Origin of the sequence: Mycobacterium sp., assembly GCF_032159765.1 — a bacterium.
Taxonomy (GTDB): Bacteria; Actinomycetota; Actinomycetes; order Mycobacteriales; family Mycobacteriaceae; genus Mycobacterium.
Genome location: NZ_JAVHWM010000091.1, coordinates 53,705 through 68,675, shown reverse-complemented (window position 1 = coordinate 68,675; position 14,971 = coordinate 53,705). Strand labels below are relative to the sequence as shown.

General features: G+C 65.9%; 13 protein-coding genes. 8 read left to right on the top strand and 5 right to left on the bottom strand.

The window, feature by feature from the left end:
- Positions 1–233: 233 nt before the first annotated feature.
- From QOH60_RS10230 to QOH60_RS10220, 3 genes are read right to left on the bottom strand one after another with little or no spacing between them, the layout of a single operon-like run.
- A complete protein-coding gene (locus tag QOH60_RS10230; RefSeq protein ID WP_526419766.1) occupies positions 234–566 on the bottom strand; it encodes a hypothetical protein in 333 nt (110 codons plus the stop codon).
- Positions 563–2,113, bottom strand: coding sequence for a Rieske 2Fe-2S domain-containing protein (locus tag QOH60_RS10225; RefSeq protein WP_526419764.1), 1,551 nt, complete (start codon positions 2,111–2,113; stop codon positions 563–565). Before QOH60_RS10225 ends, QOH60_RS10230 begins: the two co-directional genes overlap by 4 nt.
- Positions 2,114–2,163: 50 nt before the next feature.
- A complete protein-coding gene (locus QOH60_RS10220; RefSeq protein ID WP_526419762.1) occupies positions 2,164–2,979 on the bottom strand; it encodes a phosphotransferase in 816 nt (271 codons plus the stop codon).
- Here QOH60_RS10220 and QOH60_RS10215 point away from each other — a divergent pair.
- From QOH60_RS10215 to QOH60_RS10205, 3 genes are read left to right on the top strand one after another with little or no spacing between them, the layout of a single operon-like run.
- Positions 2,954–3,724 (top strand): lysophospholipid acyltransferase family protein, encoded by a 771-nt coding sequence (locus tag QOH60_RS10215; RefSeq protein ID WP_526419759.1) that lies wholly within the window; start codon positions 2,954–2,956, stop codon positions 3,722–3,724. The two genes, QOH60_RS10220 and QOH60_RS10215, sit on opposite strands and share 26 nt — an antisense overlap.
- A 4-nt stretch (positions 3,725–3,728) precedes the next feature.
- Positions 3,729–4,490 carry a lysophospholipid acyltransferase family protein gene (locus tag QOH60_RS10210; RefSeq protein WP_526419756.1) on the top strand — a complete coding sequence of 254 codons (762 nt, stop codon included), beginning with the start codon at positions 3,729–3,731 and terminating at the stop codon, positions 4,488–4,490.
- A 15-nt stretch (positions 4,491–4,505) separates the two neighbouring features.
- On the top strand, positions 4,506–5,321 hold the full coding sequence (locus QOH60_RS10205; RefSeq protein ID WP_526419754.1) for a Cof-type HAD-IIB family hydrolase: 816 nt from the start codon (positions 4,506–4,508) through the stop codon (positions 5,319–5,321).
- Positions 5,322–5,338: 17 nt separating this feature from the next.
- Here QOH60_RS10205 and QOH60_RS10200 read toward each other — a convergent pair whose 3' ends face one another.
- Positions 5,339–6,886 (bottom strand): N-acetylmuramoyl-L-alanine amidase, encoded by a 1,548-nt coding sequence (locus QOH60_RS10200; RefSeq protein ID WP_526419781.1) that lies wholly within the window; start codon positions 6,884–6,886, stop codon positions 5,339–5,341.
- 257 nt (positions 6,887–7,143) lie between these two features.
- On the bottom strand, positions 7,144–8,013 hold the full coding sequence (locus QOH60_RS10195) for a hypothetical protein (protein WP_526419752.1): 870 nt from the start codon (positions 8,011–8,013) through the stop codon (positions 7,144–7,146).
- Between the two features lie 312 nt (positions 8,014–8,325).
- Between QOH60_RS10195 and glf the strand changes: the two genes are divergently transcribed.
- Genes glf through aftB form a run of 5 tightly spaced genes read left to right on the top strand, consistent with a single transcriptional unit; the run spans position 8,326 to position 14,820 of the window.
- Positions 8,326–9,519, top strand: a complete 1,194-nt coding sequence (glf, locus tag QOH60_RS10190) for a UDP-galactopyranose mutase (protein ID WP_526419749.1) — start codon at positions 8,326–8,328, stop codon at positions 9,517–9,519.
- Positions 9,516–11,408: a glycosyltransferase family 2 protein gene (locus QOH60_RS10185; protein ID WP_526419747.1), complete on the top strand. Its 1,893-nt coding sequence runs from the start codon at positions 9,516–9,518 to the stop codon at positions 11,406–11,408. The genes glf and QOH60_RS10185 overlap by 4 nt, the downstream gene beginning before the upstream one ends.
- Entirely contained in the window at positions 11,401–11,976 is a 576-nt protein-coding gene (locus QOH60_RS10180) for a phosphatase PAP2 family protein (RefSeq protein WP_526419745.1), read from the top strand. The genes QOH60_RS10185 and QOH60_RS10180 overlap by 8 nt, the downstream gene beginning before the upstream one ends.
- The gene (locus QOH60_RS10175; protein WP_526419743.1) at positions 11,973–12,893 is read left to right on the top strand and encodes a decaprenyl-phosphate phosphoribosyltransferase; all 921 of its coding nucleotides are present in this window, start codon (positions 11,973–11,975) and stop codon (positions 12,891–12,893) included. The genes QOH60_RS10180 and QOH60_RS10175 overlap by 4 nt, the downstream gene beginning before the upstream one ends.
- Positions 12,871–14,820: a terminal beta-(1->2)-arabinofuranosyltransferase gene (gene aftB / locus QOH60_RS10170; RefSeq protein WP_526419741.1), complete on the top strand. Its 1,950-nt coding sequence runs from the start codon at positions 12,871–12,873 to the stop codon at positions 14,818–14,820. Before QOH60_RS10175 ends, aftB begins: the two co-directional genes overlap by 23 nt.
- The last annotated feature ends 151 nt before the right edge of the window (positions 14,821–14,971 follow it).

Genomic DNA, 14,971 nt, shown 5'->3' with positions numbered 1-14,971 from the left:
GCCGGCGGGGCCGACTGCGCGTCTGCTTGCTCCTGCTCAAATGGCTCGGACATTGCACCTATTGTGACAGGCGCGTCGAGTGCCGTGACAAGTGATGCAGTTGTAATGTTATGTGGTTGTGCTCCGCTCGCGGGACATCGGTACCACCCGGCAGTTTCACGGCGGTTTCCCGGCGGGTATGCGCGAGCACCGTGCTGACAGTCGAACGCCTGATCGCGGCGCCTGCCATCCGGCTAGTTGTCCAGCAACTGTTCGAGCGTCTTGACGAACATGTCCGGGTCGCTCGGCGTGAAAGCAGGGCTTGGACGGGTTCCGGGCACGTCCAGCGTGATCAGCGTCGACCTCAGCGGGCGACCGATGTCGAGCGGCAGCCAGCGCCTCAGATCAGAGCTGCCCCAGAACCGGAACCGGTTCATCATCAACCCGAGCGGCTGGGCCTTGTACCCACGGATCGATTGCAGCGGAATGACTTTCGCCGTACCAGACGGAAAGTGATAGCGGCGCAGGGTGAGCGCGTGACGGTCGAGCTGCACGAGCCCGTCGTCGTAGGTCCATGGCGTCGTCATGTCCGTGCACTGCGCAGCTCGTGGCCGCGCGCAGTCAGGCAGCGACCCGTCTCGAGATTCCATTGCCAGCCGTGCAGATTGCAGGTCAGCGTATTTCCTTCCACCACACCGAACTTCGAGAGGTCGGCCTTCAGATGCGGACAGCGGCGCTGGACCTCCCAGCCGTCGAGCGTCACCGACGCGGTGTCATCGTGGGTTTCGGCGAACCAGCCGTCGGCATACGCGATCCGTTCGTCGGTCAGGCACTTGAAGAACGTGTAGAGGTACTCGTTGTACCCGCCGACGCGCCAGGCCCGGAACCGCGTCGACAGGAAGATCGTGTTGACCCAGTCCGGCTCGCGGTCACGCAACACCGTTGCTACCAATTCCGGCGCGATCGCGAAGCCGTACCGGAATTTCTCGTCCGGAATCGGTTCGCGCACAGCCCGTTTCGGGAAATCCAACACCACGGTTTCCACACCTAGGCGCAGCTCCACCGGGTAGCCGATGCCATCGCAGACCTGATCGCTCTGGCTCATCAACGGCTCGAAGAGTTCCCGCAGCGGGTCCAGCAGCGGCTGCCCGTCAGCGGGTGCCCAGCCTGCCTTCTCCGCGGCAAGCACGGGTGCCATCCGCTCGGCGTAGTCGGCGATGTATGCGGCTTTTCCCGTGGTGAAGATCGCCTCGACTTGCGGCTCGGGTATCGGGTGGGTTAGCGAATCCAGCTGCGAGCCAACAAAAGACGCTGTTGATCCGGGCATCATCAACAACCCCTTGTGGTGGCCGTGTGCGCGCATCTGCGCCAGGAACACCATCTGGTCGGGGAAGATGTTCGCCGGATCGCCGTGGTCGTCGTTGAGGTTGCGCAACTGTGGATCAAGGAAACACGGCGGCCCCGCCGAGGGGATCACCCATTCTGCGCCGACCTGCGCGATGTACTGGCGACAGCGGTCCATCTGGCGCTGCCGCTTCTGGATCCCGAAGGCCTCCTTGGCCCGCGCGGGCATGTCGTACACCATCGGGTACCAGATCGCCCCCGAGTACTGCAGCATGTGCACGTCGACCTGCCCGAAATCCGCGTGAACAACGTCGAGATCGACCGGTCGTGCGTCGTTCATGTTGAACGCCACCGTCTCGCCGTCGTCGACGACCAGGCCGGAGTCGCCGATCGGCCCGTCGGCGGGGGCCCGCAGCGCGATGATCATCACCTCGAGCTCACCCTTCGGCCCGCTCACCCTCTGTTTGACGGAGTCGGTGGTCTCGACGAAGTTGTGAAAGCCCAGCTGCTCGAGTGCGCGACGTAAATCCTCCACGGGGAAATCCGGAAGCAGCACGACCGCGTCCTTGTTGACGTGCTCGCGCAAGTTCTTCGCGTCGAAGTGGTCGTGGTGCAGGTGGGAAATGTAGAGGTAATCGCAGTCCCCGAGGGCGTCCCAGTCCAGCGAGCTGTTGTCAGGGAACGGAAACCAGGATGCGAAGTACGCAGGATTGACCCACGGGTCGCACAAGATGCTGCCGGCGCGGGTATCGATCCGGAACCCGGCATGTCCGACGCTCGTGACCTGCACAAATACCCCTTCTTGGTCTGCCCGGGCGGACGAGGTGTCGGTGTCCCAGCTTAGTTATCTCCCGTCGCTCCGCTCGCCCTGGCACGGGACGAGATATCACCGGCTTCCCACAGCGCCCGGTAGTACGCGATCCGCACCGCATCCTCAGCCACGCCGTACGCGTCGAGCAGCTCCGACTTCCAGGGGCCCGGTCCGTAATTCCAGCCCAGCGACAGCGTCGTGACCGCGAGGTCGGCCCACCGGTCGGCGACGCCGAGATCGCCGAGGTCGACGTGCCCACTGCACGTTCCGTCGTCGTCGATCAGCGTGTTGGGGGCGCACGCGTCGCCGTGGCAGACAACCAGACGGTCGACGGGCGGCGCGTCGCCAAGTTCGGTCCGCCGGCGCGCGGGCAGCTGGGCCAGCCGCGCTGGCACCGACCAGTCGAACGGACAGTCATCGACGGGCAGAGCATCGTGCAGGCTGCGCAAGCCCGACCCGATCGCCCGCGCCGCGTCACAAGGCCTGGCCAGCCACCACGGATCCACTGCTGACCGGCCGGGCAGGCCTGCGGTGTGCAACCAGCCGTCGCCGGCGCCCAGCACCTCAGGAACGACAACGTGGCGGCGGGCCCAGCTCAGCCGCACCTCCTCGCCGGTGAGATGCGAAAACCACGGTGGTGTAGCGGTTTTGACGAATTCTGCGCGGAGATCGCCGACGCCGCCGATCTGGAACGTCATCCCGCCGAGCTCGTTGACCCATACGGGCGTGACATCGCGGCCGTCGGCGATCTCGTAGACAACCGGTGGCACGGGAACCTTCCCAGCCGGGGCGCTGCACACGAGCACTAGTGTTGCTGACGTGGAACCGGTGTACGGCACAGTCATCCAGTTCGCCCGGCTGGTCTGGCGGATCCAGGGGCTGAAGATGACGGTCACCGGTGTGGAGAACTTGCCGCCGACCGGTGGGGCGGTCATCGCGATCAACCACACCAGCTACTTCGACTTCACATTTGCCGGACTGCCGGCCTACAAGCAGGGTCGTGGCCGCAAAGTGCGCTTCATGGCGAAGAAGGAAGTTTTCGACGGCAAGATCACCGGGCCGATGATGCGGAGTCTGCGACACATTCCGGTGGACCGCGCCAGTGGTGCCGAGTCGTTCGATTTGGCCTGCGCTGCCCTGAAGTCCGGTGAGCTCGTCGGCGTCTATCCCGAGGCGACGATTAGCCGGAGCTTCGAGATCAAGGAGTTCAAGTCCGGTGCGGCGCGCATGGCAGTCGCGGCCGACGTGCCGATCATTCCGCACATCGTGTGGGGTGCTCAGCGGATCTGGACCAAGGACCACCCGAAGAAGATGTGGCGGCCCAAGGTCCCGATCAGCGTGGCGGTGGGCGAGCCGATCCAGCCGACGTTGCCCGTGCCAGAGCTGACGACACTGCTGCACTCCCGCATGCAGCACCTGCTCGAGCGCGTGCAGGACGCCTACGGCCCGTACCCGCATGGCGCGTTCTGGGTCCCGCGCCGTCTCGGTGGCGGGGCCCCGACATTGGCAGAGGCTGCTCAGATGGATGCCGACGAGGCAGCGGAAAGGGCCGCCCGCCGCGCTGAGCGCCAGGCTGGACAGCCGGAGTAAAGGCATGGCGGAACCCGTCTTTCGAGTCCTGGAGATCTTGACGACGAGCTTGGCCGCGACGGTCGGCCCGAAGATCAGCTACTACGGCCTGGAGAACATCCCCGCCGAGGGCGGGGCCGTCGTCGCGATCAACCACACCAGCTACGTCGACTGGATGCCGGCAGCCATTGCCGTCTACAAGCGGAAGCGCCGGCTGCGGTTCATGATCAAGGCCGAGATGGCCGAGGTGAGGATCGTGGGCTTCCTCATGCGGGGCACCAGCATGATCCCGGTCGACCGGCGTGCAGGGGCAGGGGCTTACGCGGCGGCGGTGCAGGCGTTGCGCGATGGCGAACTCGTCGGCGTCTACCCGGAGGCCACGATCAGCCGCAGCTTCGAGCTCAAGGAGTTCAAGACCGGAGCCGCCCGCATGGCCGGCGAGGCCGGCGTCCCGATCATCCCGCTGATCGCCTGGGGTGCACAGCGCATGTGGACCAAGGACCACCCGCGCAAGCTGTTCTTCAACCGGGTGCCGATCACCTGCATCGTCGGCGAACCGTTGAGCCCCACAGACAGCATCGAGCACACGGATGCCGCTCTGCGCGAGGCGATGACCGAGCTGCTGCAGCGGGCGCAGCTCGCATACCCACAACCTGCCGGGGCCTACTGGGTGCCGCAGCGGCTGGGCGGCAACGCGCCGACAATGTCCGAGGCCAGGCTGCTCGACGAGGCCGAGCTGGCCGAACGGGCGCGCAAACAGGCGGAACGCGCCCCGCGGGAAACCTAGGCAGACCACGCACCGATGAACCCACCCTCGCTGATCGCCAGCGACGTCGACGGCACACTGCTGAACGACGACGAAAAGGTCACTGGACGCACGCGTGCAGCGGTGCTGGCCGCGATCTCGGGCGGCGCGATGTTCGTGCTGGCCACCGGTCGCCCGCCGCGCTGGATCCCGCCGGTGGTCGACGCACTGGGGTTCGCCCCGATGGCGGTCTGCGCCAACGGCGCCGTCGTGTACGACCCCGCCCAGGACCGCATCCTGTCGGCGCGCACCCTGTCGGTCGACGAGTTGGCCGAGCTGGCCGAGATCGCGACGCGGGCAATTCCCGGGGCCGGGCTCGCCGTGGAGCGGGTCGGTCGCACCGCACACGACGCCGCAACGCCCCAGTTCGTCAGCTCACCGGGCTACGAACACGCGTGGCTGAACCCGGACAACACCGAGGTGTCGCTGGACGATCTGCTCAGCTCGCCCGCGGTGAAGCTGTTGATCCGCAAGGCGGGTGCGCGGAGTTCCGACATGGCCGACGCGCTCGCGATGCACGTCGGCCTGCAGGGCGACATCACCTATTCGACCGACAACGGGCTGGTGGAGATCGTCCCGCTGGGCATCAGCAAGGCCTCCGGCATCGAGGAAGTAGCTCGCCCTGCCGATATCGGTGCCGAGCAGGCCATCGCGTTCGGCGACATGCCGAACGACGTACCGATGCTGACCTGGGCCGCACACGGTGTGGCGATGGGCAATGCGCACCCTCAGGTGCTCGCTGTGGCTGACGAAGTGACCGCGACGAACAACGACGACGGTCTCGCGCGCGTGTTGGAACGATGGTGGTCCTGACGTTCGCCGAAAGAGAGTCAGGGCAGGATTCGGCTGAACCGTTCGATCTGAGCCGGTGGCCCGCTCGCCGACGGTGGTGGCAGCTGGTAGGCGACTCCGTCCCTGACGAGAATCACCTGCGACTTCTCGCGATCGAAGTTCAAGGTGCCGTGCTGAAAGTTCTGCTTCTTCCATTCCGCCTCTTCGATCTCGCCGCTCGTCGGCAGACCGAGGGGGCTGCGCTCGTAGCCCAGCGAAGCCCAGGCGTCATAGATGGCGCCGCCGACCGGGTATGCGCCGACTTCGGGGGACCAGTAGATCGCTCCGTGGTCGAACCGCACATAGCGGGCGTCGCCCTCGGCGGGCGATTCGGGCGACGACGGCGCGCCCAGCCAGCTGTTGACACCGCCCATCGCCTGCCAGCGGGCGTAGATCGCTCCGCCCTGCAGTGTGTCGGCCAGAGTCGGCGGGGTATTGAAGCTTGCCGCCATGTCGCGCAGATGGCCCATCTCGGCGTAGGCGGCGTTGCCCGGGCATTCGGTGATCCCGACGTCGCGGTGGGTGAAGATCGTCGGCAGCGTGATCGGTGCACCAAGCGGGAACTTGGTGAACGAGCCGCCGGCGGACACCAGCGTGACCATGCCCCTTGGGTCGATGCCGTCCATCGCCATCCGCCAGCCGATCAACCGTGCCGCCGTGGTGAGCTGCACGGGTGTCGGCGGAACCACCTCGAAATCACCGATCAGCGCGACGCCCCACGTCTCGGCGTTGAACCCTCCGGTGTGCGACCCGCGGACGGCCCTGTTGATGCCGCCGGCGCGACCCTCGAACACCTGACCGTACTTGTCCACCAACGCGTTGTACGCGATGTCGCACCACCCCAGGGTCCGGGTGTGATACGCGTAGATCGCGCGCACGATTTCGGCCGAGTCCTGCGGCGAGTAGTCATTGCTGCCCGCGGTGTGGTGGACGACGGCCGCGCGAATCCTGTTGTCGTACTGCGTCGGTCCACAGCGCATCGACTCGTCGGCGCCCCACTGGGCACGGCTGATGATGGCAGGCGCCTGTCCTGGCGGCGTGACGGCGGTGGGCAGGCCGGGATCAACAGGCGCCTGCGGCGGGCTGATCAGCACCGCATTGACGTTCGCAGCGACCGGCTGCTCGACGTTCGCCAGCCTGTAGCCGACGCCCGGTTCTCCCGCGCCGGGCTTAGGTGCCGGCGCGGTCACGACCGATTGAGGACGGTTGATCGCGATCTGCACCCGGGTGGTTCGGCCGACGAACACCGGCTCCGTGCCGCTGGGTGCGGCTGCGCCGTCGGGACCCTCGTATTCGAGTGCGTCGGCCCCATACCACGGGCCCCAGCTTCCGTCGGGGCGCTTCGCGCGGACCCGCGTAGTCGCGCCGCGCAGGTCGGCGCCGGTGAGAGCAACCAACGAGAACGGCGTGGCCTGGCTGACCTCACGGATCGTCTCGCCGGACCCGATATCGGCGAGCGGCAGCTGGACGAGGCCGGTCTGCGCCGGCGGGGCGACGGGAGCGGGATTGTCGGTGGGCATATTGCCGACGGCTACCGGCAGGAGCATTACCGTTGCGGCGACGGCCGTGAACAGAAGCTTCTGCGGACGCGAGGAGCAATCTAACTTCTGCACGCGCGAGGAGCAGTCACGCTTCCACGGAGGACGGCGATACGCCACAGAGCGATGTTACGTACGTTACTGGTGTTACCAGTGTTTCAACACACCAACGCACGCTCTTGCTCTTCGCGCGAGCGCTGATCGGGCGGGCAACGGCACCGCAGAGCGAGCCAATTCTCTGCGGTGCCGTTTGGCCGGCGGGTTTACTACGGGACGGGCGGCGGCACCGGAGCCGGCGCGGCTACCGGGGCGGCACCCTTGATCGCCTGCATGATCGACGGCACGACCACACCCTTGAGCAGGTCGATCGCCTGGCTGCCGCCCAGCTGCGACACCGTGTTGCTCAGGTCGCTCAGTAGGCCGCCACTCGGCGCAGGTGCCGCGCTTGGCAGCCCGCCGAGCGAGGGATCACCCAGGATCGGGTACGTGCCGGCCAGCGGATCCGGACCGATCGGCACCTCGCCTGGCGCAGCGGTCAGACCGGGCACCGCACCGGTCGGGCTGGTCAGCGCCGGGTTCAGGCCCGTCGGCGCCGTGGTCAGGCCGGGCGCGGTCGGGGCGGTGGGGGCGGTCAGGCCAGGGATCGTCGGGGCCGCAGGTGTCGTCAGGCCCGGCGTGGCCGGAACCTGAGGAGTGGTCAGGCCCGGCAGGCCTTGCGTCGCCGGCACGGGATTCGGTGCCGGGTTGGTCAGCCCAGGGTTGGCCAGCGCGGGGTCGGTCAGTGCCGCACCCGGATCGACCAGCGCCGGCGCGGTCCCACCCAGCGTCCCCGGGGTCACGCCGGGCGTCGAGGTCAACCCCGGCAAGGCTGCTGGCGCTGCGGTCGATGCGCCGGTGAGCCCTGACGGGACATTGGGCACGACGATGCCGAACTGCGACAGGCTCGACTGCAAGGCCGACATGATCTCGCCGGGCAGGTCGGTGACCATGGCAGCTTGCACGAAGTCGTGCTTTTGCGGTTCAGGCTTTGAGGCGCTCAATTCGGATAGCGCGGATACGGCAAATGGACTTGCGACGGCCATGGCGGCGACTGCGCTCATGGCTGTCGAGAGCCTGCGTCGACGTCGGTTCGGCACGGGAAGTCTCCTCAATCTGGACAACGAATCGTCGGGTAGTCGGGTGCAAATCCGTCGGTACGGGCTGCTCAGCGTCGAGCCGGGGCCACCTGATACCGACGTGTCCGATGGTACTGACGTGATTGGTGAGACCAGAGTGACGAGATGCAATCGTGAGGCAATCGCGATCTTTCGCGTTCTTTCCTCGAGCGCACGGTTATTCGCGGGCTTACTCGCGTTTCGCGTGCAACTTCCGTGCGCCGGGCGGTTCGAGCCGCCTTGAGAACGTGCGCTGACGCAGGAGGGCCGAAAGCTCCGATACCCTAGCTGCCGATGACAGCTCGCGTTGACCTCTTCGTCGTCGGCTCCGGATTCTTCGGTCTGACGATCGCTGAACGGGTGGCAACGCAGTTGGACAAACGGGTTCTCGTCCTCGACCGAAGGCCTCACATTGGCGGTAACGCCTACTCGGAGCCCGACCCGAAGACCGGCATCGAGGTGCACAAATACGGCGCGCACCTGTTCCACACCTCCAACAAGCGGGTGTGGGACTACGTCAGCCAGTTCACTAAGTTCACGGGCTACCAGCATCGCGTGTTCGCGATGCACAACGGGCAGGCCTATCAGTTCCCGATGGGTCTGGGCCTGGTGTCGCAGTTCTTCGGCAAGTACTTCACTCCCGACCAGGCCCGCCAGCTGATCGCCGAACAGTCCGCCGAGATCGACACGGCCGAGGCGCAGAACTTCGAAGAGAAGGCCATCTCGCTCGTCGGCCGCCCGCTCTACGAGGCGTTCATCAAGCACTACACCGCCAAACAGTGGCAGACCGACCCGAAGGACCTTCCCGCCGGCAACATCACCCGGCTCCCCGTGCGGTACACCTTCAACAACCGCTACTTCAACGACACTTACGAGGGTCTGCCGGTCGACGGCTATACCGCATGGCTGGAGAACATGGCCGCTGACGACCGTATCGAGGTGCGACTGAACACCGACTGGTTCGGCGTTCGCGAGCAGCTCCGGGCGGCCAATCCGGACGCCCCCGTCGTCTACACCGGGCCACTGGACCGCTACTTCGAATATTCCGACGGCCGATTAGGTTGGCGCACACTGGATTTCGAGGTCGAGGTGCTACCGACGGGCGACTTCCAGGGCACGCCGGTGATGAACTACAACGACGCCGACGTCCCGTACACGCGCATCCACGAGTTCCGGCACTTCCACCCCGAACGGGACTATCCGACCGACAAGACGGTCATCATGCGCGAGTACTCTCGGTCCGCCGGTGACGACGACGAACCGTACTACCCGATCAACACCGAGGCCGACCGTGCGCTGCTGGCGACCTACCGCGCCCGCGCGAAGGCCGAAACCGCTTCAGCCAAGGTACTTTTCGGAGGTCGTCTGGGTACCTATCAGTACCTCGACATGCACATGGCCATCGCCAGCGCGTTGAACATGTACGACAATGTCTTGGCCCCCCACCTGCGCGACGGTGCGGCGCTGCACGAAGGCGGCGACGAGTGATTTCCAAAGCGGTGAGTCTGCTCGGCCGGATCATCCTGCCGCGCCCCGGTGAGCCCCTGGACGTGCGCAGCCTGTACATCGAGGAGTCCACCACCAATGCGCGCAGGGCTCATGCGGCCACGCGCACCACGCTGCAGATCGGCGCTGAATCCGAAGTGTCGTTCTCGACGTACTTCAACGCGTTTCCCGCGAGCTATTGGCGACGCTGGTCGAGTCTGAAATCGGTGGTATTGCGCGCAGAGTTGACGGGCACCGGCCGCGTGGACGTGTACCGAAGCAAGGCCACCGGGGCGCGGATCTTCATCGAGGGCAGGCCCTTTCGCCACAACGACAACGAACCTGAAGCGGTCGAATTCGAGGTCTCCCTTGATCCTTTCGAGGACGGCGGCTGGATCTGGTTCGACATCACCACCGACAGCGCGGTCACCCTGCAGGACGCGGGCTGGTATGCGCCCGTACCCGCTCCGGGCACCGCGAATGTCGCGGTGGGAATCCCCACATTCAACCGGCCCGGCGACTGCGTCAATGCGCTGCGTGCCCTGACGTCGGATCCGCTGGTCGACGCCGTGATTGGCGCCGTGATCGTGCCCGACCAAGGCACGGCGAAGGTGCGCGACCATCCCGATTTCGCCGAAGCTGCTGCGCCGCTTGGTAATCGGCTGTCGATCCATGACCAACCCAACCTCGGCGGCTCGGGCGGCTACAGCCGCGTCATGTACGAGGCGCTGAAGAACACCGATTGCCAGCAGATCCTGTTTATGGACGACGACATCCGTATCGAGCCGGACTCGATCCTGCGGGCGCTGGCGATGAGCCGATTCGCCAAGACGCCGACGTTGGTCGGCGGGCAGATGCTGAACCTTCAGGATCCGTCGCACCTGCACGTGATGGGCGAGGTGGTCGGCCGCGGCGACTTCATGTGGACCAACGCTCCGCACACCAAGTACGACCATGACTTCGCCCGGAATCCGTTGAACGACCGGTATTCCGACAGCAAGCTTCTGCACCGCCGCATCGACGTCGACTACAACGGCTGGTGGATGTGCATGATCCCGCGCGCGGTTGCCGACGAGCTGGGCCAGCCGCTGCCGCTCTTCATCAAATGGGACGACGCCGACTACGGGCTGCGCGCCGCCGAACACGGGTATCCGACAGTCACCATGCCGGGCACCGCGATCTGGCACATGGCGTGGAGCGACAAGGACGACGCCATCGACTGGCAGGCCTACTTCCACCTACGCAACAGACTGGTCGTCGCGGCCATGCACTGGGACGGCGACATCCGCGGCCTCGTGCGCAGCCATCTCAAGGCGACGCTGAAACATCTTCTTTGCCTCGAGTATTCGACGGTTGCCATTCAGAACAAGGCCATGGACGACTTCCTCGCCGGCCCAGAGCACATATTCTCCATCCTGGAATCGGCGCTGCCGGAAGTTCATCGCATCCGGCGCGACTACCCCGATGCGGTGATCCTGCCGTCGGCAACTCAGCTGCCTCCCCCGTCGGGGATGGTCGGGCGCGTCGGTGAGCCGAAGACCGCTCCAGGCAAGGCAATTCGGCTCGTGCGCGGTGTGCTGCACCATCTCAGTTCGGCCGATCCGGCTCACCATGAACGCCCGCAGATGAATGTGCCGACGCAGGACTCACGGTGGTTTCTGCTGTGCAAGGTCGACGGGGTCACAGTGACCACCGCGGACAACCGCGGTGTGGTCTACCGGCAGCGTGACCGCGCGAAGATGTTCTCGCTGCTGGCCGCGTCCCTGCGCCGACAGCGCAAGCTGGCCAAGCGATTCGACGAGATGCGCCGCGTCTACCGCGGTGCCCTGCCGGTGTTGTCGAGCAAGCAGAAGTGGGAAACGGTGTTGTTGCCGGGTAGCGCGCATGAGTGACAGCGATGAGCCGCTTGCGCGAAGTGGGGGCACCTCCCGCTTGCGGGGGACCGACAACAGAGACGCACCTCACGGGGAGGTGGCCGCACTCGTGCTCGTCCAGTCGGCACTGGCCCGCCGCCCTGGAGTTGTGCCGGCCGCACGGGCAATGTCGCACTTCGGCGAGCACAGCGCAGGGTGGCTCGGCGTGGCCGCGTTGGGCGCCCTGTTGGCGCCGCGGCACCGCCGCGATTGGCTGTTGGCAGGGGCCGGCGCGTTCGTCGCACATGCGGTTGCCGTGCTGATCAAGAGAGTCGTGCGGCGCCGTCGTCCACATCATCCCGCCGTCGACGTCAACGTCGGCACGCCAAGTGAGCTGAGCTTTCCATCGGCACACGCCACCTCGACCACGGCCGCAGCGGTTCTGATGGCCCCGCTGACGGGATTGCCTCTGCCTCTGGTGGTCGTGCCACCAATGGCGTTGTCGCGCTTGATACTTGGCGTGCATTACCCCAGCGACGTAGCGACCGGGGTGGCGGTCGGCGCGCTCGTCGCGCGGCTTGTCCGGAAGATCGGAAAGACGCAGTGACCGAAGAACCCGCAGAGGTGACCAAGGCACCGAGCAACCTGCTCGTCGGTGTCATCAGGGCGATGCGACCTCGTCAATGGGTCAAGAACCTGCTCGTGCTGGCGGCCCCGCTCGCCGCGCTCGGCCGGGGCGTCCACTACGACTACAAGCAAGTGCTGATCCACGTGGCGCTGGCCTTCGTGGTGTTCTGCCTGGCGGCGTCGGCGGTGTATCTGATCAACGACGTCCGCGACGTCGAAGCCGACCGCGCGCACCCCACCAAGCGGTTCCGGCCGATCGCGTCGGGCGTCGTCCCCCCATGGCTGGCGTACACCCTTGCGGCCGTGCTCGGCACGGCGTCCATGGTGATCTCCTATTTTGTAGCGCCGAACCTCGCGGTGGTGATGGCGGTGTACATCATCATGCAGCTGGCCTACTGCTTCGGGTTAAAGCATCAGGCCGTGCTGGACATCTGTATCGTCTCGTCCGCCTACCTGCTACGCGCGATCGCGGGCGGTGCCGCTGCCAATATCCAGCTGTCGCAATGGTTTTTGTTGGTGATGGCGTTTGGCTCGCTGTTCATGGTCGCCGGCAAGCGCTACGCGGAGCTGCAGCTGGCCGAGCGCACCGGCGCGAAGATCCGCAGATCGCTCGAGAGCTACACGCCCACATATCTGCGGTTCGTATGGACGCTGTCGGCGACCGCGGTGGTGTTGTGCTACGGCTCATGGGCCTTCGAACGTGACGCCGAGGCGCACTCCGGTTCCTGGTTCGCGATCTCGATGATCCCGTTCACGCTCGCGATCCTGCGTTACGCGGTCGATGTCGACGGCGGTATGGCCGGCGAGCCAGAAGAGATCGCACTGCGCGACCGCGTGCTGCAGTTGCTCGCGCTGGCATTGATCGGAACAGTCAGTGCGGCCGTCTATTTCGGTTAGCGCCCGCCGCCTCGAGCCGACCGCACAGGTCAGCCTGCTGGTCTCTGCGCTGGTGACCGCCGTGCTGTTCGGGTGGGGCGCCTGGCAGCGTCGCTGGATCGCCGACGACGGGCTGATCGTGCTGCGCACGGTGCGAAACCTGCTGGCGGGCAACGGCCCCGTCTTCAACGCCGGTGAACGGGTTGAGTCCAACACCTCGGCGCTGTGGACGTATCTGGTCACACTCGGGGGGTGGATCGGCGGCCCGGTTCGTCTGGAGTACGTGGCTCTCGTCCTGGCTCTGATCCTCTCGGTGCTGGGCGTGTTGTTCGCGATGTTCGGCGCGGCTCGGCTGTATGCGCCCAGCCTGCTCGGCCGCCGCGCGTTGTTGCTGCCCGCCGGGGCCCTCGTGTACATCGCCATTCCTCCGTCGCGCGACTTCGCGACGTCTGGGCTCGAAAACTGTTTGGTGCTGGCGTATCTCGGCCTGCTGTGGTGGATGATGGTGTGCTGGGCACAGCAACAGCCGAGCCACCGCGGACGCGAGGAGCAAAGGGGGGGCCTCGGATTCATCGCGGCGCTTGCCTTCGTTGCCGGCTTGTCCGTGCTGGTCCGGCCTGAGCTCGCGCTGATAGGCGGCTTGGCCTTGGTGATGATGCTGATCGCCGCTCGCGGTTGGCGCTTTCGCGTGGCCATCGTGGTCGCCGGCGGGTTATTGCCGGTGGCCTATCAGATCTTTCGGATGGGCTACTACGGGCTCGTGGTGCCGGGCACCGCGCTCGCCAAGGACGCCAGCGGCGAGAAGTGGGCACAGGGATTCATTTATCTCGCCAACTTCAATGCTCCGTACGCCTTGTGGGTGCCTGTCGTACTTCTGATCGCGCTCGCTGTGCTGGTGCTGATCGCGCGCAGCCGCCCGTGGTGGATCCGCAGCTCTGCGCGCAGAGACCAGCGCTGGTTCGCGAGACTGGTTCAAAGCCCGGTGGCGGTGGTCGGTTTCATCATCATCAGCGGTGTGCTTCAGGGCATCTATTGGATCCGCCAGGGTGGCGATTTCATGCACGGCCGGGTTTTGCTGACTCCGGTGTTCTGCCTGCTGGCACCGGTCGCGGTGATCCCGGTGGTGCTGCCGAATCGGACCAACCTCTCGCGCGGCACCAGTGCGGCCGTCGCGGGCGCGACGGCCGTGGTGTGGCTGGCCATCGCCGGGTGGGCGCTGTGGGCGGCGACCTCCCCGGGGATGGGTGCCGACGCGACGAAGGTCACGTACTCCGGCATCGTCGACGAGCGCCGGTTCTACGCGCAGGCCACCGGCAACCCGCATCCCGTCACTGCTGCCGATTACCTGGACTACCCGCGGATGCGTGCGGCGATCGAGGCGATCAACAACACCCCCGAGGGGGCCCTGCTCCTGCCATCCGGCAATTACACCCAGTGGGATGTCGTGCCCGCCTTTCCGTCGCCACCGGGCCAGCCTCCGAACCTGAACGGTCCGCATACGGTCTTCTTCACGAATCTCGGCATGCTCAGCATGAATGTCGGACTCAACATCAGAGTGCTCGACCAGATCGGACTAGCTAACCCGGTGGCCGCGCATACGGCACGCCTGGACGACGCCAGGATCGGCCACGACAAGAACCTCTTCCCCGACTGGGTGATAGCGGACGGACCGTGGCTGAACAAGCACCCGTACGTGCCCTCCTACATCGACGAAGACTGGATCGCCGAGGCCAGGGCTGCCCTTGCATGTCCGGCCACCGACTCGATGTTGAAGTCGATCAGGAACCCTCTGACGTGGCGGCAATTCATGTCCAACCTCGGGCACGCGATTGCGTTCACCGGCTATCGGATCGACCGCGTGCCGAAGTACGAGCTCGCTCGCTGCGGCTTGAGCGAGCCGCCATTAAGTGGTACCCCTTACACAGGCTTACCGGTGACGGGGCCCTAGCTGTTCATGCTTTGTTAGCTGGCGGGTCCTGTTCGTGGTAGCCCACTGCAACGGCGCGGTGATAGTTCAATCACAAATGGCGTGAACTGACGGTGAGAACCTTGCGGATTGGTAGGTTGCGCCGCCCTGGTCTGATATCGCCACGGCGGAC